Genomic DNA, 22,462 nt, shown 5'->3' on the forward strand with positions numbered 1-22,462 from the left:
GCAGGCCGCATGCGGAGGCGATCAGTCATCCGCCATCATACCGCAAAGAAGACCGTTTCGGCATCGCCTTGCAACCGGATGTCGAACCACCAACGCCCGCCGTCTCGCCGGTTAGCCACCAGTGTATTGCGACGGTCTGCCGGAACCGCGGTGAGCACCGGATCCTCGTCATTGCCTTCGCCATCAGCGAAATACAGCCGCGTCGCGAGCCGTTTGATGATACCCCGCGCGAACACCGACACTGCCAGATGGGGTGCCTGCAGCGTGTTGCCGGGTCCCGGCACGCGCCCCGGTCGAATGGTGCGAAACCGGTAGACCCCGTCCTGATCAACCGACGCGCGGCCGAAGCCAATGAAGTGGGGGTCGATCGGCACCGTCTTTCGTCGATCATCGATGCTCATATAACGCCCCGCGGCATTGGCTTGCCAAATCTCGATCATCGCATCGAGAATCGGCACGCCCTTCCCGTCGAACACCTGCCCCGCGATCTCGATCACCTCCCCCTCGGGCGTGCCGGTCGGTGACGACAGGTTGAGCAAATAGTGCTCTTCGCCGAACAGGTCCGTACGGGCGCCCATGTCCGACTTGCCGACGAGATCGGCGCCGCCTTTCCATGGCAGGCCGTAATGGAAGAAGGGTCCGACGGTCTGCCACGGGGTCTGCCCGAAAATCGCCGGATCCTGGTTATCCATCCGCGGTGGTGCCTCTCGGTCCTCGATGGCGATCCTGAAGGCGATCCCCGGGGAGATCTCAATGGTCATGGTCGTCATCCTCGAACGGCGTCTCGTCACGCCCCTTCAGCACAATGTCGAACAGATAGCCAAGCGCCCAGGCGGGCTTCGTGCTCTTGATATCGAAGCGGCCGACCATCCGCTGCCGGGCGGGCATCGGTATGGCGTTGGCGATCGGATCGATCTCGACCAGCGGATCGTCCGGGAAATACATCTGCGTCACCAGCCGCGTCGCAAACGCAGGGCCCAGCAGCGACAGGTGAATGTGCGCCGGCCGCCACGCATTCTTGTGATTGCCCCACGGATAGGCACCGGGCCGTATCGTGACATAGCTGTATCGCCCGTCGGCATCGGTGACGACCCGCCCGGCCCCGGTGAAGTTCGGGTCGAGCGGTGCGTCCCAGGTGTCTGCGGAATGAATATAGCGGCCCGCCGCATTGGCCTGCCAGATCTCGATGACGGTGTTGGCAACCGGGCGTGCGCGATCGTCGAGCACGCGCCCGGAGACGATGATCCGCTGACCTTGCGGTACGCCCGGATGTTGCGCTGTAAGATCGATTCCCGAGGGCCCTACCATCAGGCGGTCCCACGCGCTGGGACCGGTCGTCTCTGTCAGCGTCGGTGGGATCGCGATCAGAGGCTGGCGCGGGCTGCGATCGACGCTCGAGCGATAGTCGGGATGCAGCGAGGGCGACAGCCCCGCCTCATCCGGCGAATAGGCGATCACGCCGCGCTCTCCTGCGCGAAGGCGCGCGCGTCGAATGCCGTACCCGTCTTCGTCCGCACCTCCTCCAGCGTCACGCCCGGCGCCAGTTCCACCAGCGTCAGGCCGCCCGCCTGCTTGTCGCAGGCGAGCACGCACAGGTCGGTAATGATCAGGTCGACCACCCCCTTGCCGGTGAGCGGCAGCGTACACGCCTCCAGGATCTTGGGTTCGCCCGCCTTGTTGGCGTGATCCATCACCACCACGACCTTACGGACACCGGCGACCAGGTCCATCGCGCCCCCCATCCCCTTCACCATCTTCCCGGGGATCGTCCAGTTTGCGATGTCGCCGTTGGCGGCGACCTCCATCGCACCAAGCACCGCCATGTCGATATGCCCGCCGCGGATCATCGCAAAGCTGTCCGCGCTGGAGAAGAAGCTCGACGTCGGCAGCGCGGTGATCGTTTGCTTGCCCGCGTTGATCAGGTCGGGATCGGCCTCACCCTCGAAGGGGAATGGTCCCATGCCCAGCATGCCGTTTTCCGACTGCAGCGTGACGTTCACGCCGTCCGGAATATAGTTAGCGACCAGCGTCGGAATGCCGATGCCAAGATTGACGTAGAAGCCGTCCTGCAATTCGTGCGCCGCGCGCGCGGCCATCTGCTCCCTGGTCCAGCCTTTGGTTTGGTCGGCCATCATGTCGTCTCCCGGTGGCGCTCGGTAAGCTTCTCGATGCGCTTCTCGTTGATCGTGGACAGGACGATGCGGTCGACATAGATGCCGGGAACGTGGATGCAGTCGGGATCGAACGCGCCTGCCTCGACGATCTCCTCCACCTCTACCACCGTGACCGCGCCCGCGGTCGCCATGTTCGGGTTGAAGTTGCGCGCGGTCTTGCGGAACATCAAATTGCCGGCCGGGTCGGCACGCCACGCCTTGATGATCGACAGGTCTGCCTTTAGCCACGTCTCCCGCACATAGTCCTCGCCGTCGAAGGTCTCGACCGGCTTACCTTTCGCGACGACCGTGCCGACACCGGTCTTGGTGTAGAACGCCGGAATGCCCGCACCGCCCGCGCGGATACGCTCGGCAAGCGTCCCCTGCGGCGTCAGTTCCAGTTCCAGCTCACCGCTGAGATATTGCTGCTCAAACAGCTTGTTCTCACCGACATAGGACGAGATCATCTTTGCAATCTGGCGACTTTCCAGCAGCATCCACAGGCCGAACCCGTCCGCCCCCGCATTGTTGGAAATGACGGTCAGTCCCGTAACGCCTGCTGCGCGAATTTCGGGGATCAGGCTTTCGGGGTTGCCAGACAGCCCGAAGCCGCCCGACATGACGGTCATGCCGTCGAACAGCACGCCTTCGAGCGCGATCGCAGGGCTGTCGTAGATCTTGCTCTTCATGCTGCCCCCAGGGGAAGTCCGACATAATTCTCCGCGAGCGACCGCTGCGCCGCCTCGGAGCCGCGAATGTAATCGAGTTCGGCGATCTGGATCCGGCGATCGAATCCGTCCATCGCCGGAAACCGGTGCGTGACGGACGTAAACCACCACGAGAACCGCTCGGCCTTCCAGACCCGGGCTAGCGCGCGCGCCGAGTAGCCGTCGATGCCGGCGTCCGATCGATCCTTGTATTTCTCGACCAGTGCCTCGGCGAGCATCGTCACGTCCGATACCGCCAGGTTCATGCCCTTCGCCCCGGTTGGCGGGACGATATGCGCTGCATCGCCTGCAAGGAACAATCTTCCCCACCGCATCGGCTCGCTGACGAACGATCGCAGAGGCGCGATAGCCTTCTCGAACGACGGCCCCCGCGTCACCTTCGCACCGACTTCAGGGCCGAGGCGCAAGCATAGTTCATCCCAGAACCGGTCGTCAGACCAGTTGGCGATGTCATCGTTGAGCGCGCACTGCACATAATAGCGGCTGCGCGTGGTCGAACGCATCGATGCGAGTGCGAAACCGCGTTCATGGTTCGCATAGATAAGTTCGTGATCGACCGGCGGCACGTCGGCGAGAATGCCAAGCCATCCAAAAGGATAGGCCCGCTCGAACGTCTTGATCACGTCCGCCGGGATCGCGCCGCGACTTACGCCGTGATAGCCGTCGCAGCCGACGATGTAATCGCAGTCGAGCCGCTGCTCACGGCCATGCAGCGACCAGGTTACCGCGGGACGCGCGCCCTCCAGATCATGCAGTGCGACATCGCTCGCGTTCCAGACGATCGACAGGCCGCGTGATTCCGCCGCATCAAACAGGTCGCGCATCACCTCTTGCTGGCCATAGACGGTGACTGTCGAACCACCGGTCAGCGCTGCCATGTCGATATGGAACATCCGGCCATCAAGCGACAAATTCGTGCCACCGTGAACGAGGCCTTCCCGGCCCAGCCTGTCGGCCAGTCCGAGCTGACGCATCAGATCCGTCGTGACCTGTTCGAGCACGCCTGCGCGGACACGCCCTTCGACATATGCGCGGTCCCGCCGTTCGACGACGACGGCGTCGATGCCCTGCAAGCGGAGAAGATGCGCGAGAAACATGCCGGCGGGGCCGGCGCCGATGATGGCAATCTGGGTACGCATGCCTGTCGATCCTGTCGTCGGGCCCCGTCAGGCGGCCAGCGAGATGGTCTTCACGCACCGCGTCGTCGGTACGAACGGCAGGTACGAGATCCGCATCCGTTCCGCGAGTTCCAGCCGATGCTCGCCTGCCGACAGTCCACCGTCCTTCAGCACTGTCACCGTGGCGACCTCGCCGAAATTCCAGCGGTCGCCATGCTCGTTCTCCATCTCGTCGAGCGTCCAGGTGCGGCCGCGGAGCGTCAACCGCACCGCTTCCCGCGGTATCGCTTCGCCGTCCAGCGTCACTGCGACGTCTTCGACCATCGAGAGGCCCAGGCCCCGGTAATAGGGCAGTCTTGCGCCGAACGAGAAGCCGATAGCCGCGCCGTTTTCCGCGACGTTTGCGACGGTGTCTTCGCAGATCATGTGTTGATCGAACATCGTATCTACCTTCAGGCTGCGCGTGCGGAGGAATTGGTCGTGGCGACGGGCTCGTCGATCAACCGGGCAAGCATCGCCTGCTGGCGGCGGACCTGCTCGACGGACTCGACCGGATGAGCGTCTTCGATCCAGCGATTGCCTTCGTATTCGGAGCAGATGTAGCCGGAGTATCCGCCTTGCTTGAGAACCTGGACGATCTCGTCATAGGGGATCGACGGTTCCACAAGGTCCTCGGTCATCTCGTAGAACTTGCCGTGGACGTTGTGGATGCGTCCCATGAAATCGAGCATGCGCTTGGGTTCGTAGGCTGCATTGTGACGCAGCGTCTCGGCCATCGCCATCGCGGCCCCCTCGCCACCCATCTCGCGCACGTTCATCACGATGTATTCGCTGAGCGTACGGTCCTCATATGCCTTCTCGATGTAATCGGCGATGTGACGCGGCGCGCCGTTACGGATGAAGCGCTCCTTCCAGACGGGCGGGAAGCGATGCAGGAACATGCCCATGTCGGGCAGGAAACCCAGCGCGCTGCTGCCCGATTTCTCGTACGCCTCGGCATGCCGGACGATCCAGGGATGATCGAAGTGCAGAGGCGCGTGCACCTCGAGGAGGATCTTGATGCCCTTCTCCTCGGCATGAGGCGCACTGGCAACAAGCACCTCAGGCGACACCGAGACCAGCGACCTGACGAAGCGCATACCGAGCGCCGCGGCGAAATCGATATCGCGCTTCATGCTGGCGACCTGCTCGTCAAGCGCCATGACGCGGCCGTTGTAGCGCTTGTAGTCGAGCATCGCATCATGCGCGACGGGCACTGTCCCGTACTTCGTCATCAGGGCATGCCAGTCGGTGATCTTGTTCTCCGGAACGGGCTGTTCGGGCCACCCCCAGAATGTCTGTTCGCCGATGACCTCGATTCCGGTCGCGCCCATTTCCGCGCAGGTCCGGATACAGTCCTCTAAAGTCATCTTGCCGAGGAACGTCTCGTTCTGGAAGCTGTAGAGGCTGACGCCTCGCTTTATAGTTCCGGTCATGCTGATCTCGTTTCAGTCTAAAGGGTCAGGCCGTGGCGGCGGTAAGGGCTGATGGCGTGCGACGGCTGGCGACGAAGGCGATCAGCGCAACGACGATGCCGAGAACGCCCATCGCGAGGAAAGCCGATTGCATCGTGCCGAAGGCGTCGTTGAGCTTGTGAACGAACCAGGGACTGGAGAACTGGCCGAAGAAGAAGCAGGCGGTCCAGATACCCATCCCGCGGCCGCGATGTTCGAAGGTGAGCTTCGAGCTGGCCCAGGCGATCAGAACCGGGACCGCCATGCCGACGCCGGTCTGCTGGATCACCAACCCGGCAATCATCCAGCGATAGTCGACCGCCAAGCCGATACCCGCCAGTCCTACGCCGACCAGCAGGAACAGCGTACCGATCTGCACCGCATTGGAGCGGCCGCTCATCAGTCTGAAGATGACCGAGCCGAGCACGACGAAGAGGCTGGGGATCGCGGTCAACTGACCAAGCCGGGCGCCGTCCTGTACACCCACTTCGCGGAATGCGAGGCCGCCGTTAATGATGAAGACGTAGTAGAGTGCCGAGGCCAGCAGGGTCACGCCGCCGATCAGTGCAATCACAGCCCACGGGAACGGCGTAGAGATATCGGGCGCAGCAACGATCTCCTTGACGGTCGCGCCATCCTTCTTTGGCTCGAACAGAAAGGCGAGCATCGCGAGGAAAATCGGAAAGGCGACCAGGTAGACGAGGAAGATCCCGTTCCACTGCACGCCGCTGGCTGCACCCGACAACAGGATGACGCCCGATGCCATCAGCGGCCCGGCAAGGCCCTGCAACAACAGCCAATCGCGGCGCCCGCGGTCATCCCAGTAATCGCCGAGCAGCGTGTTGACGATCGTCAGAATCGCCGCCTCCGCAACCCCGAGCAGCAGTCGCGAAGCGAACACGGCGTTCAGGCTATCGAGAAAGAAGGGTGCAGTGCCGAAGATGCCGTAGAAGAACGTCGCCCAGATTAGTAGAGGCCGCCGCCCGAACTTGTCGATGAAGAACCCCGCAAACGGCGCGATCAATGCGATGGTCAGGCCAGGCGCCGACACCATCAGCGGCACCTTCCACCGTGCGTCGGGGTCGGCCGAGAAATGGTCGATGATCGACGGAACCGCCGGAAACATCGATACGATGGCGAAGATCGGCAGGAAAGCCGCCGTGACGATGGTGATGCCCTGCGGCACCATCGTTAACCTTCGTATCGAATCCAGTATCGAACGCATTCCGCCTCTCCCGCCATGTTTCGCCACGGCTTTAATAGAACTAGCATTCTAGTTATTGATCGGGCTGTCAAGCCTGTACCACCCGCTGGTCAATCGCACCGAACAGCGGCGCTCCGTCTCTGGCGCGTGCCTCCATGCGGACCCGATCACCGAACGTCATGAAGCCGGTGGTCGCGGTGCCGGTATCGACGATCTCGATACCGCGTCGCTCCGCGATGCAGGACGAACCGACGTCCCGGAAATTCGCGTTGGAGACGGTGCCCGATCCTATGATCGTCCCCGCCGGCAACTTTCGGGTAGCAGCGGCATGCGCAATCAGCTGAGCGAAACTCCACGCCATCGCCCCGCCTTGCGCGCGTCCGAACGAGCGGCCGTTCCAATCGACTTCGAGTGTCAGATCCACGCCGCCTTCGGCCCATGCCGTTCCGACCGCGTCGGGCGTCAGCGCGACCGGCGCCATGCTGCACGCCGGCTTGGCTTGTATCCAGCCGAACCCGGTCTTCATTTCGGGGCCTGCCAGCGCGCGCAACGACCAGTCGTTGATCTGGACGACGAGCCGGATCGCTCTTGCACACTCCTCGACCGGTGTACCGACCGCGACATTGTCGAGAACGACTCCGAACTCGCCCTCGAAATCGATGCCGTGCGAAAGGTCCGGAAATGCGACATCCTCGTGACCAGACAGGAAATGGTCGGACAGTCCCTGATACATCAGAGGCCGCCCGGTTTTCTCCGGAACGATACCTAGGACCTGATCCATCAGTTCGCCGTGCGACGGGTAGGCGGACCCGTCCAGCCATTGCCAGGCGCGTGGCAGTGGTGCCATCGCGGCAGACGGATTGAAAGCTTCCCCCTGCCCTGCTTCCACTCGCTGCTGAGCCGCACGGCACAGGGGGATTAGATGATCCCAATCGTCGAGCAGCACCTGAAGCGTAGCGACGCCTTCCACCAGCAGCGCTCTGGCGTGGTCGATCGAGACGACGGCCAGCCTGCCGTCGCGGCTGCCGTCATTCAGAGTCGCAAACCGCATCTTGATCCTTTCAATCGGTGTCGAATAGGCGCTGGGGAAACCGTCGGCTGAGCACGGCGACGCAGAACAGTAGCAGACATATGCTGATCGCTGCTGGGATGAGCGCGGCACGTGTCTCGGGCGCGGACGTCGCCCCACCCGCCATGACGAGGAACAGCGTTCCGACCGTTGCGGCACCGCCGGCGTTTCCCAGTTGCTGGACCGTCTTCAGCGCACCGCCTGCAGCGCCGGCATGACGCGTGTCCACCCGCGCGAGCGCGATCGGCGACAGCGGCCCCGCACAGGTTCCCATGCCGAGACCGGCGATCAGGAGTGCAAAACCGATCAGCGGCACGCTGCCGCTGGTTGCCACCGTCACCGTCACCCCGGCCACCCCCAGCGCCATTGCCCCGGAACCGACCGCCAGCACCGAACGGCCCAGACGTGGCAGGATACGGCGACCAAGCAGGCTGATCCCCAGCCCTACGCCGACGGCGAATGGAATGTGCAGCAATCCGGCCGACAGCGGGTCAAGGCCGAGCCCGACCTGCAGTACCAGCGTCAACACTAACAGGAACCCTCCCCCCGCCACAGCGAAGACGAGCGACGTCAGCAGGCCGTTGGAGAAGCTGCGATCCTGGAACATCGCCGGATCCAACAACGCCGAGCCAGTGCGCACAGTCTGCCGGCGCAGATGCCACCACAGCACCATCCCGAGCGGTACGGTCGTCGCGAACAATCCGAAGCACCACCATGGCCAGTCGAGCGCACGCGCCTCGATCAGTGGGAACACGAGTGCAAACAGCAGGGCGACGACGAGCGCGTTCCCCGCCCAATCGATCCGCAGACGGTCGGGCGAGCGTCCTTTGGGCAGGAGATACCAAGCGGCGACGATACCGGCAGCACCGATCGGGAGGTTGATCAGGAAAATAGCCCGCCAACCGAGGCCCGCGATGTTTGCCTCGATCAATGCGCCGCCGATCACCGGTCCCAATACCGCGGTCAACCCGCCAAGTACGCCGAAGAACGACAGCGCCGCAACTCGCTCATGGGGAGGATAGAGGAGCTGGACCAAAGCAAGAACTTGCGGCCCCATGCACGCCGCGGTCGCCCCCTGTACCAGACGCGCGACGATCAGCGCGGTCGGCGTGGGCGCAACACCGCACAACAAGGATGCGAGCGTGAAGCCCGACATGCCGCCGATGAACATCCGGCGATAGCCAAAGACATCTCCCATGCGGCCGCCGCTGATGAGCAGCATTGCGAAGGCCATCGAATATCCGGCCACCATCCATTGCACCGCAACCGGTCCGGCGCCGAGGTCGGCACGGATCGCGGGAATCGCGATATTGACGATCGTGCTGTCGAGCACGTCCATCACGAATGCCACCGTCAGCGTCGCGAAGGCCAGCGTGCGGGCGCGCGGCGCGAGCGATGACGCCTGATCGCGTGCGCTCGCCACGGTCGTCATGGCTAGATCGTGCCTTCTCGAAGCATCGACACCGCGTTGGCACAGGCGCGCGCCGTCAAGGCCATGTAGGTCAACGACGGGTTCTGGCAGGCGGACGAACTCATTGCTGCGCCGTCCGTCACGAACAGGTTCGGTACGTCATGCGCACGGTTCCACTTGTCGAGCACGGACCGGGCCGGGTCGTTCCCCATCCGCGCGCCGCCCATCTCGTGGATCGCCGACCCGCCGGCGCCTGGCTGATCGAAGCCGAGAAAGACATGACCGCCTGCAGCCTCGAGCATGACCTTGGCCTGGCCCTTGGCATCGGCAAGCGCGGCATGTTCGTTCGCGCCGTGTTCGAACGCGATGTTCAACACCGGGGCACCGTGCGGATCGGTCTTCACGCGGTCGAGGGTCAGGCGATTGCTGGCGCGTGGCAGGCTTTCGGCGAAGGTGACGAAGATCATCCGCCAGGGTCCCGGATGCCGCAACGACTCCTTGTAGTCCACGCCGAGCCCTGCCGCCCGTTTACCGGCCGTCCATGTGCCCTGCAGCGCGCCGCCCTGGAAGCTGTAGCCCCGCGTGAAGCCGGCACCGTCCTGTTGGTCCAGATTGCGGAACCGGGGCACCACGATCCCGGTCGGGCGGTTGCCGTAGCTGGTATGCGTTTCGAAACCCGGCATGGCCGCGATGCCCGATAGTGTGGTCGCGTGATCCATGATGTGCGTGCCGAGCACACCCGAGCTGTTGGCGAGCCCATTGGGGAAGCGTTCGGAGGTCGACCGTAGCAGGATATGGTTGGAATTGAACGCGCCGGCATTGAGGAACACGAGGCGGGCCGTCGCCGTACCGCGTTTGCCGGTCTTGACGTCAAGATACCGCACGCCCGTCGCGCGTCCCGTTACCGGGTCGTGATCAACGCCCTCGACGACACTGTCGGTGATGACCGTCAGATTGCCGGTGGCCTTGGCGGCTGGCAACGTCGAACTCTGCGTGGAGAAATAGGCGCCGTAGGAACAGCCACGCGCGCAGATCGAGCGATACTGGCACTTCGACCGCCCTTCCTTCGCTTCGGTCAGATTGGCGGTTCGGCCGACTGTCAGCCGACGATCGGGAAACGTGTTCATGAACACGTCGCGGCAATGCTGCTCGACCGCGTTGAGCGCCATCGGCGGCTGGAAACGTCCGTCCGGCAGAACCGCCAGCCCTTCGGCCGCACCGGATACGCCGATGAAGTCCTCGACCCGGTCGTACCAAGGCGCGAGATCGGCATAGCGGATCGGCCAGTCGAGGCCGTGCCCGTCGGCCTTGTTCGCGCCAAAATCATAGTCGGACCAGCGATAGCATTGTCGGCCCCACGTCAGCGACCGTCCGCCCATCTGGTACGACCGCCACCAGTTGAAGTCCTTGCCGGCGGGAACCGCGTAGGGGTTCTGGCGGTCGTTAACGAAATGATGTTCGGTAAACTCGGTGAAATGCCGGTTCATCGATTGGACCGGATACTCCGCCCAATAGCGTTCGGCATCGCCCATCCCGCGGAACGGGAGTTCCCAGGGTGCCAGTGTCTCGGTTTTGTACCCGGTGCCGTGCTCGATATCGCGGCCACGCTCGATCATCAGGACCTTCAGCCCCGCCTGCGTCAGTTCCTTGGCCGACCAGCCACCGGTTATTCCTGACCCGACCACGATGGCGTCGAATTCCTGCATCATCCGAACTCCACCGCTGTCCAGTCGCTTGAAAAGGCCCGATCCGACGGCTTCAACGGCACGTCGGGATCCCAGCGTCCAGGGACCAGTTCATACTGGAGCTCCTTCGAACCGCCCGCTTCCGACGTGTAGTATCCCGTCAAGATCAGGTCCTTGATCTTGTGCCAGGGATCCTTGTCGTTGCCCGGCGCGAACGCGCGCGTGTCTATCGCCGTCAGCGCAGCGCGTTGGGCAGCGGGTGTCGCCTGGTTGAAATCGCCCCCCGCCTTGATCCGCAGCATGATCGCGAGATCGTCGAGCAGATATAATCCGCCCCGTGGCGTGGGTGCGGGACCACCACCTTGGATCGCGGCACCGGATGCGGGTTCGCGCGTCCCGTCGAGCCCGTGATTAAGCGCCAAAACGACGAAGTCCCCAACGCCGACGTCGGACGCACCCGGCGTGTCCGTGCGCGGAATGACGAGATCGGAGACTGTGTCGATCATCCGGCGCTGGTCCTCGGTCGCCTCCCCCTTCTCGCCCTGACGGGCTTTGCCCCAGATCCACAGTGGTGTCCCGACGAGGGCGGCGAGCACAAGCCCGCCGCCGATCGCGGACCGCCTATCGAATTCGCCGAGCCCGTTATCCGCCACGTACCTGTGTCCTAGAACTTGATCGTCGCTTGCGCACCGTAGGTCCGCGGGGCACCGAAACTGAAATTGTAGACGTTGATGCCACCCCCGGTGAAGAAGCCGTAGCCGATCGGCCGTTCGTTCTCGAGATTGCGAACGAAACCCTGGATCGAGAAGCGATCGCCTGGTGCCGAATATTCGAGGCTGAGATCGGTCTGCGTGTATGCCTGCTGGCGCTCGGCTTCCCAGTTGAACGGCGTCAGGAAATACTGCGACTTGAAGCGCGAAAATCCACTTGCGACGAGCTTGCCGTCGCCGATCGGGAAGGTGTGATCGTAGCCGACCGCGATCGTGACCTTTGGTGCCTGAGGTGGCGTGTTGCCGGACAGGTCGATCGGGAACGTCCCATTCAAACCGGACACCGCACCCGGGAAGTCGGTGAACTTCGCATCCAGGTAATTGAAGGTCAGATGCGCGCGATCGCGATCGGACAGGACGAACGTGCTATCGGTCTCGATACCCCAGATCCGCGACTTGCCCGCGTTGAGCGTCCGGGCACCGACCGACGTATCGAGTAGCACCTGAACCTGCTGGTTGGTGTATTTGTAGTAGAAGGCCGAGACGTTGAACTCGACCGTCCGATCCGCAAAGCGGTTCTTCGATCCGATCTCATACGCCGTCAGCGTCTCCGGTGCATAGTCTCCAACATTGTCGAAGCCACCGCCCTTGTAGCCTGTCGAGACCTTCGCATAGAGCAGGTTATCACGGGCCGCCTTGAAGTCGACGCCGGCGTTCCACGTGACCTTGTTCGATTCCTGGCGCGGGAAGGTGGTGACGGCACCGGGCGATCCGTCAGCGGGTGGCGTCGGCCCGGAATTGAACTGGAAACCGTAATTGTCGTAGCGGCCACGCTTCTTGTCGTCCGTGTAGCGAATGCCGCCCGTCAAGCTGAGCGTGTCGGGCAGAACCCAGTAGGTAGCCTGACCGAATGCGGCTTTCGACGTCGAGTCGACATAGGGTCTATAGAAAAAGTTCAGGAAACTACCGTTTGGTCCCGCTTGCGGCAGGAAAAGGCCCCGGGCGATATCCTGCGACTCCTTGTAGTAGAATCCGCCAGCCTGCCAGATGAATGCGCCTTCCTTGCCGCCCGCGAGACGGATTTCATGGCTCTGCGTGTCGGAGTCTATCCGGTTGTTATAGTAGGTGAAGACGGCCGGCACGTACCCGTTCAGGGGCTGGCGCGAGCTGACGTTCACGTCGCGGTAGCCGCCGATATAGCTGAGCGTCGCAAAATCCAGATCCAGGTCCGCGCGACCACGGACCGCATATTGTTTGGTCCGAAAGAAACCGACATCGGCCAGGGGATAGCTGTCGCGGTCGAACGTCGGCTTGAACTGCGACGGCACGATTGCACCGGATGGCAGCGTGACCAGGCCAGGCGAGGTTGCCGAGACCTGAACGCCGAATTGCGACGGCGCGCTCTGGTTCACGTCGACATATTCGCCGGCGAGGTAGAGTTTCAGACGGTCGAACGGCTCGGCATAGATCGAGGCTCGGAGCGCGTCGGAGTTGCCCGTATCGCCCTTTCCGCCGGGGGCGTTGTTCGTATAGCCGTCATGATCGGAATGGAGGCCCGCGATGCGGACGGCCACCTTGTCACCAAGTGGCAGATTGACGGCAGCTTGCGCCGTCTTTGAATCATAGTTGCCGTAGCCGACCGTCGCGAAGCCGGAAACGTCACCCAGCAACGGCTTGGCGGCGATCACGTTCAGTGCGCCCGCCGTCGAGTTGCGACCATACAGTGTTCCTTGCGGGCCACGCAGGATTTCGACCCGCTCGAGATCGAACAAGGCGGCATTCAAGGCGACCGGGCGGTTGATGTACTCGCCGTCGATATTGATCGTCAGTGCGCCGTCTGCGGTTTCTGAGACATCCTGGCTTCCGACACCGCGGATGCTGATGCGCGTGAACAGGGTTTCGGTCGTCAGGTTGAGGTCGGGTGCGAGGCGCGTAAGTCCGTTCAAATCGCCGACGCCGCTCTTGATGAGCTGATCCCCGTCGAACGCACGCATCGCGATCGGCGTATCCTGGATTCCGGTAGCGCGCTTCTGCGCAGTCACGATGATATCGCCTAACTGACCCGCATCGTCCTGCGCTGTGCCTGCCGTTGTCGCTGCGCCGTCCGTCGGTGTCGCTTCGATGGGAGCCGGGGGAGCTTCGGATGGTGGCGTTTGCTGAGCCTGCGCGGTCGCGGTCATCGCCAGCGTTGCGGCTCCGGCCAAAAGAACACGGATTACGGGTGCATTGCGCATTATGATCCTCTCCCTTCTCGATCGGCGGGTTTTTCCCCGCGCTGGTACGAATAAGAACTATGGTTCTAATAGATGCTTTGTTAGGGCTGTCAAGCAGTGGCATCAGCGCCGCAAGAGCCGGCGACATCAGATATTTACGTGGTCAACCAGCGCCATACCCGTAGTCGTGACGGCGAACTGGTTTTGGACGATGCCCGGCGTACGAATGACACGTTTTTGCACGAGCGCCGGCAGCATCGGCGAACTGCTGCGCGCCTTAGGGTCGACATTTCGGTCCAGGCAGTCGCGCCGGCGCTCCGGCGCGATTCTTAGCGTTCCCTGCGATCAGTCGGCTGAACGAAGATATGCAGACGCCATATGGCCGAGATCCTCTTTCAGGACCTTCCATTCCCCTTCCACCCCATTTCCAGGGGTAGCGCCGAAACCAAGCGCACGTGCAATCGCAGAATAGGCGATGCGATAAGCAGACGCGACGGCGCGTTCGGGATCGGGCCGCTTAATCTCGTCACGATGCGCCAGAAGCGCCGTGCAGACCAGGTTCTCCACCTCCATGTAGCTGCGTTTGCCGGCAGCCAGCACGATGGGATCCGATCCGGCACGCAGCATCATCGGGCGCATCAGATCGGCATGTTCGTGAAGACATTCGGCGATCCCATCGATGATCAAGGGAACGAGTGTCCTGAGATCATCGGCTTGCGACTCGGCACGGTCGACGACTTCGCGTTGCGCCTTGTCGACGGCGAGCAGCACACGGCCCTGCACCGCTCGGATCAGATCGTCCTTGCTGTCGAACCGGTTGTAGATCGAACCGATCGAAACTTTGCCAGCCTTGCTGACCTCGAGAAGCGTGAAATCATCGCTGCCGCGTTCGCGCAGCAGGTCTTCAGCCGCGGCGATCATCCGGTCGTACGACGCTCGGCTACGCCCCTGCTGCGGGACGCGCGAGGGCGTGGCGGCAAGCTCCATTTCTATCGTCATCGCTTTTGCAGGCATCGCGAACGTCCCCGTTGACACGCGGCGCAACAGGCCGCTATCACTCAATTCAGAATGACGGTTCTAGTTCTGAACCGCTACTAGTCAGTTACACTTTGTGACGGACGAAAGGCAAATCGGCAGGGGACAAACCCGCCACTTCGGGAGAGATTTGATGCGATTTTCGGTTTTCTTGAATGCCCGCACCACGGCTGCGGACCAGGACCGTCAATTGATCCTCGATCTCGTCGATCACGCGAAGAAAGCCGAGGAGCTTGGCTTCGACGCGGTCTTTCTTCCCGACCATCACTTCACCGGCTACATGCCCGTCGCGAGCGACCCGATGATGTTCGCCGCTTATCTGGCCGGCCAGCTGAAGAAAGTGCATTTCGGCTTCTCGGTCACCTCGGTTCCGCTTCACAGTCCAGTCCGCTTTGCCGAACGCGTCAACATCCTGGATCAGTTGACGGAGGGCAGGCTGCTGGTTGGCGTAGGGTCCGGCACCACGCCCGAGGAGATGATTGGCTTCGGCGTGAACTACAAGGAAGCCTCGGCGATTGCGGAGGCCAACCTTGCCATCGCCGAGAAGCTCTGGGCCAAGCAGATTGACGACGCGCCGATCGAATTCGAGAACGGACCCTATAAGGGCAAGGTGCTGCAGCGCATCGCGCCTGCGATGTACGGCAAACGTCACGCGCGGCTCATGCCCGTTGCCATGAAGGAGGCCAGCGCACGCCGTGCCGCGGAGCATGGCTGGCCGGCGTTCATCCCCGCGTTCACGCCGCCGAACATCGGCGGCACCGAGCCGCTCAAGCACGTCACCAAATACTTCACCGCTTATCGCGCCATGCTCGAGGCGGCCGGTCATGACGAGGCGATCGTCGCGGATGCCCTGTCCTGGACAACCCACACCTATCAATGCGTCCACATCGCCGAAAGCGACGACCAGGCACGCGAGGAACTGGAGATCATCCTGCGCGCCTACCAGGCTGCGGTCGATCGCGAGAAATATTATAACGACGCAGCCGAGCGCGATGCCGCGAACCATAAGACCGACGACACGCCAATGGCGCTTACCGAGGACTGGATCGCGACCTGGTGCCTGCACGGCAGTCCGAAGACGGTCGCCGACCATCTCGCGCCTTATGCAGAGCTCGGCATCGGCAACGTGCTATGCGGCACGACGACCGGGCCGCTCGATCCGCAGCGGCTCGAATGGGCGAACCGCACGCTCGACCTTTTGGCACGCGACGTCGTGCCACAGTTCAAGTCCGCGCAATGATCGCGCCGTACATCGTTGGCATCGGGGGGACCACGCGGCCCGGATCATCCGGCGAACGGATGGTCAGAGCGGTTCTTGCCGCGACTGAGCGGAACGGGGCGACGACGCGCATGTTCGGTGGTGCAGAACTGTCTGCGCTCCCCCATTTCGCCCCTGAAAACGCCGAGCGCAGCGATGCCCAGCGCGAATTCGTCGAAGCCGTCCGCGCCGCCGACGGGATCGTGATCGGCTCGCCGGGCTATCATGGCGGCGTGTCGGGTCTGGTGAAGAACGCCATAGATCTCCTCGAGGATCTACGGGACGACCGCCGGGTCTATTTCGATGGCCGTGCCGTCGGGCTGGTCGTCACCGCAGCAGGCTGGCAGGCCTGCGGCGTCACGCTTCAGGCATTGCGCGGGATCGTGCATGCGATGCGCGGCTGGCCGACCCCGATCGGCATTGCGGTGAATACCGTCGAGCAGCAACCGTTCGCGCAGGACGGATCGCTCGCCGACGACGGCCTGCGACGTCAGGTCGCGATGCAGGCCGACCAGATCCTGTTGCTTGCCGGAGCTACGCGATGATCAACGACACGCTGCTATCGTTCACGGCGGGCCGCGACATGTGGTCGACCGTTGCCGCGAACGACGTCCCATCCGCCAAGATGGCCGACGGTCCCATGGGCATCGCGAGCGGCCGGGTCGACGAGCGCGACGTATCGATCCTGACTCCGAGCGGCATCGCACTGGCGGCAAGCTGGGACCGGGCACTCGCCGGCGTTGTCGGCGCGCTGGTCGGCGGCGAAGCGAAGCGCAAGGGCGTTGACATGGTGCTGGCGCCCAATCTCAATCTCGCTCGCTCGCCGAACGCCGGCCGGGTGTTCGAGATGTTCGGCGAAGATCCCCTGCTTGCTGGAACGCTCGGCGTCGCGTGGAGCAGGGGTTTGCAGAGCCGCCGTGTCGGCAGCATCGCCAAGCATCTGGTCTGCAACGACTCCGAAACGCAGCGCGATCGGTACGACGCGATCGTCGACGAGACGACGTTGCGCGAAATTTATCTGCTTCCGTTTGAAATGGTGGCCCGGGCTGGCTGTGCCGGCATCCTGACGGCCTATAACCGCGTCAACGGCGACTATTGCGCGCAGAACGCGCCCGTCCTGACCGACATCCTGCGCCACGAATGGCGCTACGGTGGTTTCACGGTAAGCGACTGGTTCGGTACGCATGCCGGCGCGGAGTCCCTGAACGCGGGGCTTGATCTCGAAATGCCTGGCCCCGCCCGGTTCATGGGCACGAAGCTGCGCGACGCAGCGGCTGATGGTACAGTTGGTGTCAACCGGGTCGAGGAAGCGGTCGACAGGATCCAGATCGCTGCCCGAACCTGGGCCGGCGGCGATGCAGGCGCTGAGCCGGGGGATCGAGATACCATCCTGGCCCAGGCAGCCGCCGCTGGTTTCACGCTGCTGCGCAATGATGGCGACCTGTTGCCGGTTGCGCCGGGCAGCGTTCGCCAGTTGGCGGTCATCGGACCAAATGCGCTCGCCCCGTGCTTTCAGGGTGGCACGTTCGCCAAGATCGCGCTCCGCCCCGATGCGATCCCGCCGGTCGAGGCGCTGCGCGCGCGGTTCGGCGCGGAGACGATCGTCTTCGCTCCCGGCTGCCCCCCCTCGCCGCGGCTGCCGGCAATGCCTGCACTCCCCGCGCGCGATCTCGGCGATGGCTGCGACGTCGGCATGACCGTCGATTACTTCGGTGGCCATGATTTCTCTGCAAGCCTGCTCGGCAGTGAGACGCGGAACACCAATTCGCTGACGTGGTTTCACGGTATGCATGACCTCGGCGCGTTCGACCGCAACGGCGGTATCCGGGCCAGTGGGCGGATAATGCCGACGGTCACGGGCATGCACCGCCTGCACATCGGTGGCACCGGATCGGTACGACTGGTCGTTGATGGCCGGCAGGTGTTCGCTGCGGAACGCGAGATCCCGGCAAGCGACGTCATGGGCGCGCTGAAAAGCGGCGACAGCGACCATGTCGAAGTCCTGCTCGAAGCGGGGATACCTGTACTGATCGAAGCAGAGCTTCGGTACACGCCAGCACGTGCCCATGGGTTATGGTTCGGGCTTGGGGTACCGAACGACGCGGCAACCTTGCTGGCCGAGGCGGAGGCAATCGCTCGGGGCGCCGACGCGGTGCTGCTGCTCGTCGGCGAGACCGCGGACGCTGGCGTTGAAAGCAAGGATCGCGATACCACCGCGATCCCCCTCGACCAGCAGGAACTCGCCGCGCGCGTGATCGCCGCCAACCCGCGAACGATCGTAGCGGTCAATGTCGGGCACGCCTTCGATACAAGGTTCGCCACCGACGCCGCGGCGTTGCTGGCGGTCTGGTATCCAGGCGAGGCGTTTGGGCCTGCGCTCGCCGCGGTCGTCGCAGGCGATCTCGAACCATCGGGGCGCCTGCCCGTCGCACTGGCGGCATCGGAGGACCAGTATCCCGCGTTAGATGCGACCCCCGACGCCGACGGCCGGCTGCCTTATGCCGAGGGCATCGGCATTGGCTACCGCGGGATGATCACCGCGGGCATCCGTCCAGCGTTCGCGTTTGGCGAAGGGCTTGGCTACGGCCGCTTCACCTACGTCGCCGCAACCGCGACCACCCGGTCCGATCACGGCGTCGATTTGGTCGTGACCGTGCGCAACGACGGTTCGCGCGACAGCGCCGCCGTCGTCCAGGCGTATCGTACGGACGGTCCTCTGGCTGGTTTCGCCAAACAGGTCGTCGCTGCGGGCAGCACGGTGGACATTCATCTCGTCGTCAATCCGATCGCGCTGCGGCGATGGAGCGGCAATCGATGGGTGTTCGCATCGGGTCCGACCACGCTGCGCATCGGCGGATCGTCGCTGGACCTTCCGCTGTCGGCAACCGTCGCGTTCGACTGACGATGAATTCACAATGCCGGCGCTGATCGGCAGGCAAGGAGAGTGGATATGGCACGCGTTTCAGAAGTCCGTTACGTCGGCTATGCAGTTCCAGACCTGGAAGCCGAACGGCGGTTCTACGCCGACGTTTGGGGGCTGACGGAGGTCGAAGCCGATGACGGCATGGTGTATTTCGCCGCCGCAGGCACGCCCGAGAAATATGTCGTACGTCTCCGTCAGGACGCCGTACAACGGATCGACGTGATGGCATGGGCAGCCGAGACGCGCGCCGACGTCGATGCCCTTTTCGCGCAGGTCAAAGATGCGGGGGGCAAGATCATCACCGAGCCTCACGAGCAGACGACCCTGGGTGGCGGCTACGGCTTCCGCTTCTTCGATCCTGATGGCCACACGCTGGAGGTCTCGGCGGAGGTCGAGCGAGGGGAGTCCCGCGATCTGAAGCGCGGCGAGGCGATCCCGGTCAAGATCAGTCACATCGTCATGCATTCGCCTGACCACCGGGCGACCGTGGCGTGGTACGAGAAGGCACTCGGTTTCCGTGTCTCAGACTGGCTCGGCGACTTTATGTGCTTCATGCGCTGCAATGCGTGGCATCACCGTCTCGCCTTCCTACCAGGACCGCCGTGCCTCAACCACGTCGCCTATGACGTGCTGACGATCGACGACATGATGAAGGGCATCGCCCGCCTCAAAAAGAACGACGTCGACATCAAATGGGGACCGGGCCGCCATACCGCGGGTAACAACACGTTCAGCTATTTCACGACGCCGGCGATGAACGTCGTCGAATACACGTCGGAGCTGGAAGAGGTCGACGACGATCATCACCAGCATACGGTTCATGTCCCCTCGCCGGACACGATGGACCAATGGGGTACGGGCGTTGGCGGTCCACAGACTATGCCGAAGCCCGCACCCGATGCAGGTCTATGGACACCAGCCGCGGCATGATCCGGGCCGGTATAGCCATGGCCGGCATCGCCCTGATGGCGATGCCGGTCGCGGCCCGTCGAGCCGACGAGACCGAACGAAATCGCGCGATCATGACGCGGTTCGCCGATATCCTGTACCGCGCGAAAGACGTGCGGCGAGCGTTCGACGACTTCGTGGTTCCGGACTACGTCCAGCACAATCCCGGCATCGCCGACGGTCGCGCATCGGCCATAACGTCGCTGGAGCCCTTGTTTTCGACGCCCGGCGCGACATTCGTCGTGAAACGGATCGTCGTTGATGGCGATCTGGCGATCATCCATTTGTTCGGTCGCGGCGATCCGAAGACGGCTGGCGGCGCCGTAGCGGATATCTATCGCCTCAAGGACGGTAAGATCGTCGAGCATTGGGATGTCATCCAGCCAATGCCGCAATCGTCCAAAAACCCCCACCCCATGTTCTGAGTATCTGCACCATGGCCATATTCCAATATTTCCCCAATAATTACGTCTGGAACCTCTCGGTCGACATCGCGATCGAAAGCGGTGCGCGGATCGGCGAGATCGAGGAGATGTGCCGCCCTCTGCTGGAAGCAGCACAGTCAGGCGAGGACGCGGGTACCCCGCAGTTCATGCGCGAATGGGTCAAGATGGCCGACAAGCTGGTCGTTCTTGCCGCCGAGGACGAGACATTGGGGCGGCACTTATCCGCCGGCACCAAACTCCAGCGCGCAAGCCTCTACTACATCACCGCCGAACGGATGCAGGGACAAGGCACGCCGGAGCGCAACGCCACGTTCGCAAAGGGTCAGGACAGTTTCCGGCGCGCCATGGCGCTGGGCAAGGAAAACGCGGAGCGCGTGGAGATTGCGATTCCGGGAGGCATGGTGCCGGGGGTTTTCACGCAAGCACCGGGCAAGGCGCCCGTCGTCGTGTTCGTCAACGGGCTCGATAGCTGCAAGGAGCTTCTCTACTGGACCGGCCTACCTCAGGCCCTGCTGCGCCGTGGAATATCCACCTTGTGCATCGATCAGCCAGGGTCGGGTGAGGCGCTGCGCTCAGGCGGGCTGCACGCCACCCACGAAAGCGAGCGCTGGGCGACCCCTGTCGTCGACTGGCTGGAAAAGCTAGCCGGCGTCGATGCTACGCGGATCGGGCTCTCGGGCATCTCGCTCGGCGGGTATTTCGTACCAAGGGCGGTCGCCTTCGAACCACGGTTCGCTGCAGCAGCGGTTTGGGGCGCCAACCACGACTGGGCGGAAGTGCAGCAGAAGCGCCTGCGCCGCGAGGGCGAGAATCCCGTGCCGCACTACTGGAATCACGTCATGTGGGTGTTCGGTGCCAAGGACATGGCCGAGTTCCTCGACAAGGCTGCCGGCATGACGCTCGAGGGCATACTGGACCGGATCACGGTGCCGTTCCTGGTGACGCACGGCGACAATGACAGACAAATCGGCCGCGACTATGCGCACCGGACCTACGACCAGCTCGTCAACAGCCCCAAACGCGAACTCAAGTTCTTCACCGAACGCGAAGGCGGTGTCGAGCATGTCGGCGTCGATAATATGAGCTTCGGCCGCGACTTCATCGCCGACTGGCTCGCAGAAGCATTGGGAGGACATGTCGCATGAAGCGGACGTTCATCGACCTGTCGATCACGCTCGATCCCGACGTGATAACGGATCCACCGTTCATGCGACCCTCGATCGCATATCAGACGCACGACCAAACCGTCGCTGAGCTTCAAACCTTCTTCCCAGGTGTCACTGCCGAACAAGTTCCCGGCGGGCTGGGGTTCGCTGCATCGGAGACGTTGACGCTGTCGACGCATAACGGAACGCATCTCGATGCACCGTGGCACTACCATCCGACGATGAACGGCGGCGAACGTGCGATCACGATTGATGAAGTGCCTCTGGAGTGGTGCTTCCAGCCGGGGGTCAAGCTCGACATGCGGCACTTCCCTGACGGTCATGTCGTGACGGCGGACGAGATGGCGGCAGCGCTCAACGCGGCCGGTCACACGCTTCGGCCATTGGATATCGTGCTGATCAATACGGCCGCTGGCGCGGCGCTCGGCCAAGCCGACTTTCTCGCGAAAGGATGTGGCATCGGCTACGAAGCTACGCTGTACCTGACCTCGCGCGGCGTTCGCGTGACGGGTACCGACGCATGGTCTTGGGACGCGCCGTTCGGCCACACCGCCAAGCGGATTGAGGAGACGGGCGACACCTCGCTGATCTGGGAGGGGCATAAGGCAGGCCGAGACATCGGCTATTGCCACATGGAAAAGCTCACTAACCTTGATCGCCTACCCTGCAACGGCTTCATGGTTTCCTGTTTTCCAGCAAAGATAAAGAATGGCTCCGCTGGCTGGACACGAGCGGTCGCTATCCTAAACGATTAAGATAGCCGCTTCAGGATTTTGACGCGCAATTTCAGCCAAACGTTTAGGTCCCACTCAAAAATTGAGGCGATTTGCCGCAATTGTGACCTAAGATATGACAATTAATCTAGATTTATAACTAGCCCAGGAATGACCCATAAGTCGCCG

At 63.0% G+C, this 22,462-nt stretch carries 21 protein-coding genes; 7 read left to right on the plus strand and 14 right to left on the minus strand.

Annotated elements, in window-relative coordinates; all coding sequences use genetic code 11:
• Window positions 1–35: 35 nt before the first annotated feature.
• The 14 genes from pcaG to SOM18_RS03780 all read right to left on the minus strand — a co-directional run bounded on the left by pcaG (window position 36) and on the right by SOM18_RS03780 (window position 14,798).
• Window positions 36–761 (minus strand): protocatechuate 3,4-dioxygenase subunit alpha, encoded by a 726-nt coding sequence (gene pcaG / locus SOM18_RS03715; RefSeq protein ID WP_320481298.1) that lies wholly within the window; start codon window positions 759–761, stop codon window positions 36–38.
• Window positions 751–1,458 carry a protocatechuate 3,4-dioxygenase subunit beta gene (gene pcaH / locus SOM18_RS03720; protein ID WP_031441462.1) on the minus strand — a complete coding sequence of 236 codons (708 nt, stop codon included), beginning with the start codon at window positions 1,456–1,458 and terminating at the stop codon, window positions 751–753. The genes pcaG and pcaH overlap by 11 nt, the downstream gene beginning before the upstream one ends.
• Window positions 1,455–2,135, minus strand: coding sequence for a 3-oxoacid CoA-transferase subunit B (locus tag SOM18_RS03725; RefSeq protein ID WP_200874057.1), 681 nt, complete (start codon window positions 2,133–2,135; stop codon window positions 1,455–1,457). Before SOM18_RS03725 ends, pcaH begins: the two co-directional genes overlap by 4 nt.
• Window positions 2,132–2,842, minus strand: a complete 711-nt coding sequence (locus SOM18_RS03730; RefSeq protein WP_031441464.1) for a CoA transferase subunit A — start codon at window positions 2,840–2,842, stop codon at window positions 2,132–2,134. Before SOM18_RS03730 ends, SOM18_RS03725 begins: the two co-directional genes overlap by 4 nt.
• The gene (gene pobA, locus SOM18_RS03735) at window positions 2,839–4,020 is read right to left on the minus strand and encodes a 4-hydroxybenzoate 3-monooxygenase (RefSeq protein WP_031441465.1); all 1,182 of its coding nucleotides are present in this window, start codon (window positions 4,018–4,020) and stop codon (window positions 2,839–2,841) included. The genes SOM18_RS03730 and pobA overlap by 4 nt, the downstream gene beginning before the upstream one ends.
• 27 nt (window positions 4,021–4,047) lie before the next feature.
• Window positions 4,048–4,440, minus strand: a complete 393-nt coding sequence (locus SOM18_RS03740) for a C-glycoside deglycosidase beta subunit domain-containing protein (RefSeq protein WP_031441466.1) — start codon at window positions 4,438–4,440, stop codon at window positions 4,048–4,050.
• A gap of 11 nt (window positions 4,441–4,451) precedes the next feature.
• On the minus strand, window positions 4,452–5,474 hold the full coding sequence (locus SOM18_RS03745) for a sugar phosphate isomerase/epimerase family protein (protein ID WP_031441467.1): 1,023 nt from the start codon (window positions 5,472–5,474) through the stop codon (window positions 4,452–4,454).
• 25 nt (window positions 5,475–5,499) lie between these two features.
• A complete protein-coding gene (locus SOM18_RS03750; RefSeq protein WP_235188428.1) occupies window positions 5,500–6,681 on the minus strand; it encodes an MFS transporter in 1,182 nt (393 codons plus the stop codon).
• 103 nt (window positions 6,682–6,784) lie between these two features.
• Complete coding sequence (locus SOM18_RS03755; protein ID WP_320481299.1) at window positions 6,785–7,858, minus strand: fumarylacetoacetate hydrolase family protein; 1,074 nt, start codon at window positions 7,856–7,858, stop codon at window positions 6,785–6,787.
• Window positions 7,758–9,197, minus strand: coding sequence for an MFS transporter (locus SOM18_RS03760; protein WP_031441470.1), 1,440 nt, complete (start codon window positions 9,195–9,197; stop codon window positions 7,758–7,760). The genes SOM18_RS03755 and SOM18_RS03760 overlap by 101 nt, the downstream gene beginning before the upstream one ends.
• 2 nt (window positions 9,198–9,199) lie before the next feature.
• Window positions 9,200–10,885: an FAD-dependent oxidoreductase gene (locus tag SOM18_RS03765; RefSeq protein ID WP_031441471.1), complete on the minus strand. Its 1,686-nt coding sequence runs from the start codon at window positions 10,883–10,885 to the stop codon at window positions 9,200–9,202.
• Window positions 10,882–11,514, minus strand: a complete 633-nt coding sequence (locus SOM18_RS03770; RefSeq protein ID WP_031441472.1) for a gluconate 2-dehydrogenase subunit 3 family protein — start codon at window positions 11,512–11,514, stop codon at window positions 10,882–10,884. The genes SOM18_RS03765 and SOM18_RS03770 overlap by 4 nt, the downstream gene beginning before the upstream one ends.
• A gap of 11 nt (window positions 11,515–11,525) precedes the next feature.
• Window positions 11,526–13,613 (minus strand): TonB-dependent receptor, encoded by a 2,088-nt coding sequence (locus SOM18_RS03775; RefSeq protein ID WP_235188429.1) that lies wholly within the window; start codon window positions 13,611–13,613, stop codon window positions 11,526–11,528.
• A gap of 516 nt (window positions 13,614–14,129) precedes the next feature.
• Window positions 14,130–14,798, minus strand: a complete 669-nt coding sequence (locus SOM18_RS03780) for a TetR/AcrR family transcriptional regulator (RefSeq protein ID WP_042467529.1) — start codon at window positions 14,796–14,798, stop codon at window positions 14,130–14,132.
• Window positions 14,799–14,952: 154 nt separating this feature from the next.
• On the opposite strand from SOM18_RS03780, the gene SOM18_RS03785 reads away from it, so the two are divergent.
• From SOM18_RS03785 to SOM18_RS03815, 7 genes are read left to right on the plus strand one after another with little or no spacing between them, the layout of a single operon-like run.
• Window positions 14,953–16,059 (plus strand): LLM class flavin-dependent oxidoreductase, encoded by a 1,107-nt coding sequence (locus tag SOM18_RS03785; protein WP_031441475.1) that lies wholly within the window; start codon window positions 14,953–14,955, stop codon window positions 16,057–16,059.
• A complete protein-coding gene (locus SOM18_RS03790; protein WP_031441476.1) occupies window positions 16,056–16,622 on the plus strand; it encodes an NADPH-dependent FMN reductase in 567 nt (188 codons plus the stop codon). The genes SOM18_RS03785 and SOM18_RS03790 overlap by 4 nt, the downstream gene beginning before the upstream one ends.
• The gene (locus SOM18_RS03795) at window positions 16,619–18,979 is read left to right on the plus strand and encodes a beta-glucosidase (RefSeq protein WP_031441477.1); all 2,361 of its coding nucleotides are present in this window, start codon (window positions 16,619–16,621) and stop codon (window positions 18,977–18,979) included. The genes SOM18_RS03790 and SOM18_RS03795 overlap by 4 nt, the downstream gene beginning before the upstream one ends.
• Before the next feature lie 48 nt (window positions 18,980–19,027).
• Window positions 19,028–19,930: a VOC family protein gene (locus SOM18_RS03800; RefSeq protein WP_192070880.1), complete on the plus strand. Its 903-nt coding sequence runs from the start codon at window positions 19,028–19,030 to the stop codon at window positions 19,928–19,930.
• Window positions 19,909–20,373 (plus strand): nuclear transport factor 2 family protein, encoded by a 465-nt coding sequence (locus SOM18_RS03805; RefSeq protein ID WP_244654671.1) that lies wholly within the window; start codon window positions 19,909–19,911, stop codon window positions 20,371–20,373. The genes SOM18_RS03800 and SOM18_RS03805 overlap by 22 nt, the downstream gene beginning before the upstream one ends.
• A gap of 11 nt (window positions 20,374–20,384) precedes the next feature.
• A complete protein-coding gene (locus SOM18_RS03810; RefSeq protein WP_031441480.1) occupies window positions 20,385–21,539 on the plus strand; it encodes an alpha/beta hydrolase family protein in 1,155 nt (384 codons plus the stop codon).
• Window positions 21,536–22,315, plus strand: a complete 780-nt coding sequence (locus SOM18_RS03815; RefSeq protein ID WP_031441481.1) for a cyclase family protein — start codon at window positions 21,536–21,538, stop codon at window positions 22,313–22,315. Before SOM18_RS03810 ends, SOM18_RS03815 begins: the two co-directional genes overlap by 4 nt.
• The last annotated feature ends 147 nt before the right edge of the window (window positions 22,316–22,462 follow it).

It is taken from the genome of Sphingomonas sp. CFBP9019 (assembly GCF_034045155.1).
In the GTDB taxonomy this organism is placed as follows: Bacteria; Pseudomonadota; Alphaproteobacteria; order Sphingomonadales; family Sphingomonadaceae; genus Sphingomonas; species Sphingomonas aerolata.

What these genes read in the sequence shown, in the direction of transcription:
- SOM18_RS03805 (WP_244654671.1), top strand. Translation starts at nt 19,909, where the DNA reads ATGGACACCAGCCGCGGCATGATCCGGGCCGGTATAGCCATGGCCGGC.
- SOM18_RS03790 (WP_031441476.1), top strand. Translation starts at nt 16,056, where the DNA reads ATGATCGCGCCGTACATCGTTGGCATCGGGGGGACCACGCGGCCCGGA.
- SOM18_RS03745 (WP_031441467.1), bottom strand. Translation starts at nt 5,474, where the DNA reads ATGACCGGAACTATAAAGCGAGGCGTCAGCCTCTACAGCTTCCAGAAC.
- SOM18_RS03765 (WP_031441471.1), bottom strand. Translation starts at nt 10,885, where the DNA reads ATGATGCAGGAATTCGACGCCATCGTGGTCGGGTCAGGAATAACCGGT.
- SOM18_RS03810 (WP_031441480.1), top strand. Translation starts at nt 20,385, where the DNA reads ATGGCCATATTCCAATATTTCCCCAATAATTACGTCTGGAACCTCTCG.
- SOM18_RS03795 (WP_031441477.1), top strand. Translation starts at nt 16,619, where the DNA reads ATGATCAACGACACGCTGCTATCGTTCACGGCGGGCCGCGACATGTGG.
- SOM18_RS03780 (WP_042467529.1), bottom strand. Translation starts at nt 14,798, where the DNA reads ATGCCTGCAAAAGCGATGACGATAGAAATGGAGCTTGCCGCCACGCCC.
- SOM18_RS03730 (WP_031441464.1), bottom strand. Translation starts at nt 2,842, where the DNA reads ATGAAGAGCAAGATCTACGACAGCCCTGCGATCGCGCTCGAAGGCGTG.
- SOM18_RS03815 (WP_031441481.1), top strand. Translation starts at nt 21,536, where the DNA reads ATGAAGCGGACGTTCATCGACCTGTCGATCACGCTCGATCCCGACGTG.
- SOM18_RS03785 (WP_031441475.1), top strand. Translation starts at nt 14,953, where the DNA reads ATGCGATTTTCGGTTTTCTTGAATGCCCGCACCACGGCTGCGGACCAG.
- SOM18_RS03740 (WP_031441466.1), bottom strand. Translation starts at nt 4,440, where the DNA reads ATGTTCGATCAACACATGATCTGCGAAGACACCGTCGCAAACGTCGCG.
- SOM18_RS03725 (WP_200874057.1), bottom strand. Translation starts at nt 2,135, where the DNA reads ATGATGGCCGACCAAACCAAAGGCTGGACCAGGGAGCAGATGGCCGCG.
- SOM18_RS03760 (WP_031441470.1), bottom strand. Translation starts at nt 9,197, where the DNA reads ATGACGACCGTGGCGAGCGCACGCGATCAGGCGTCATCGCTCGCGCCG.
- SOM18_RS03750 (WP_235188428.1), bottom strand. Translation starts at nt 6,681, where the DNA reads ATGGTGCCGCAGGGCATCACCATCGTCACGGCGGCTTTCCTGCCGATC.
- pobA (WP_031441465.1), bottom strand. Translation starts at nt 4,020, where the DNA reads ATGCGTACCCAGATTGCCATCATCGGCGCCGGCCCCGCCGGCATGTTT.
- pcaG (WP_320481298.1), bottom strand. Translation starts at nt 761, where the DNA reads ATGACCATTGAGATCTCCCCGGGGATCGCCTTCAGGATCGCCATCGAG.
- SOM18_RS03800 (WP_192070880.1), top strand. Translation starts at nt 19,028, where the DNA reads ATGGCACGCGTTTCAGAAGTCCGTTACGTCGGCTATGCAGTTCCAGAC.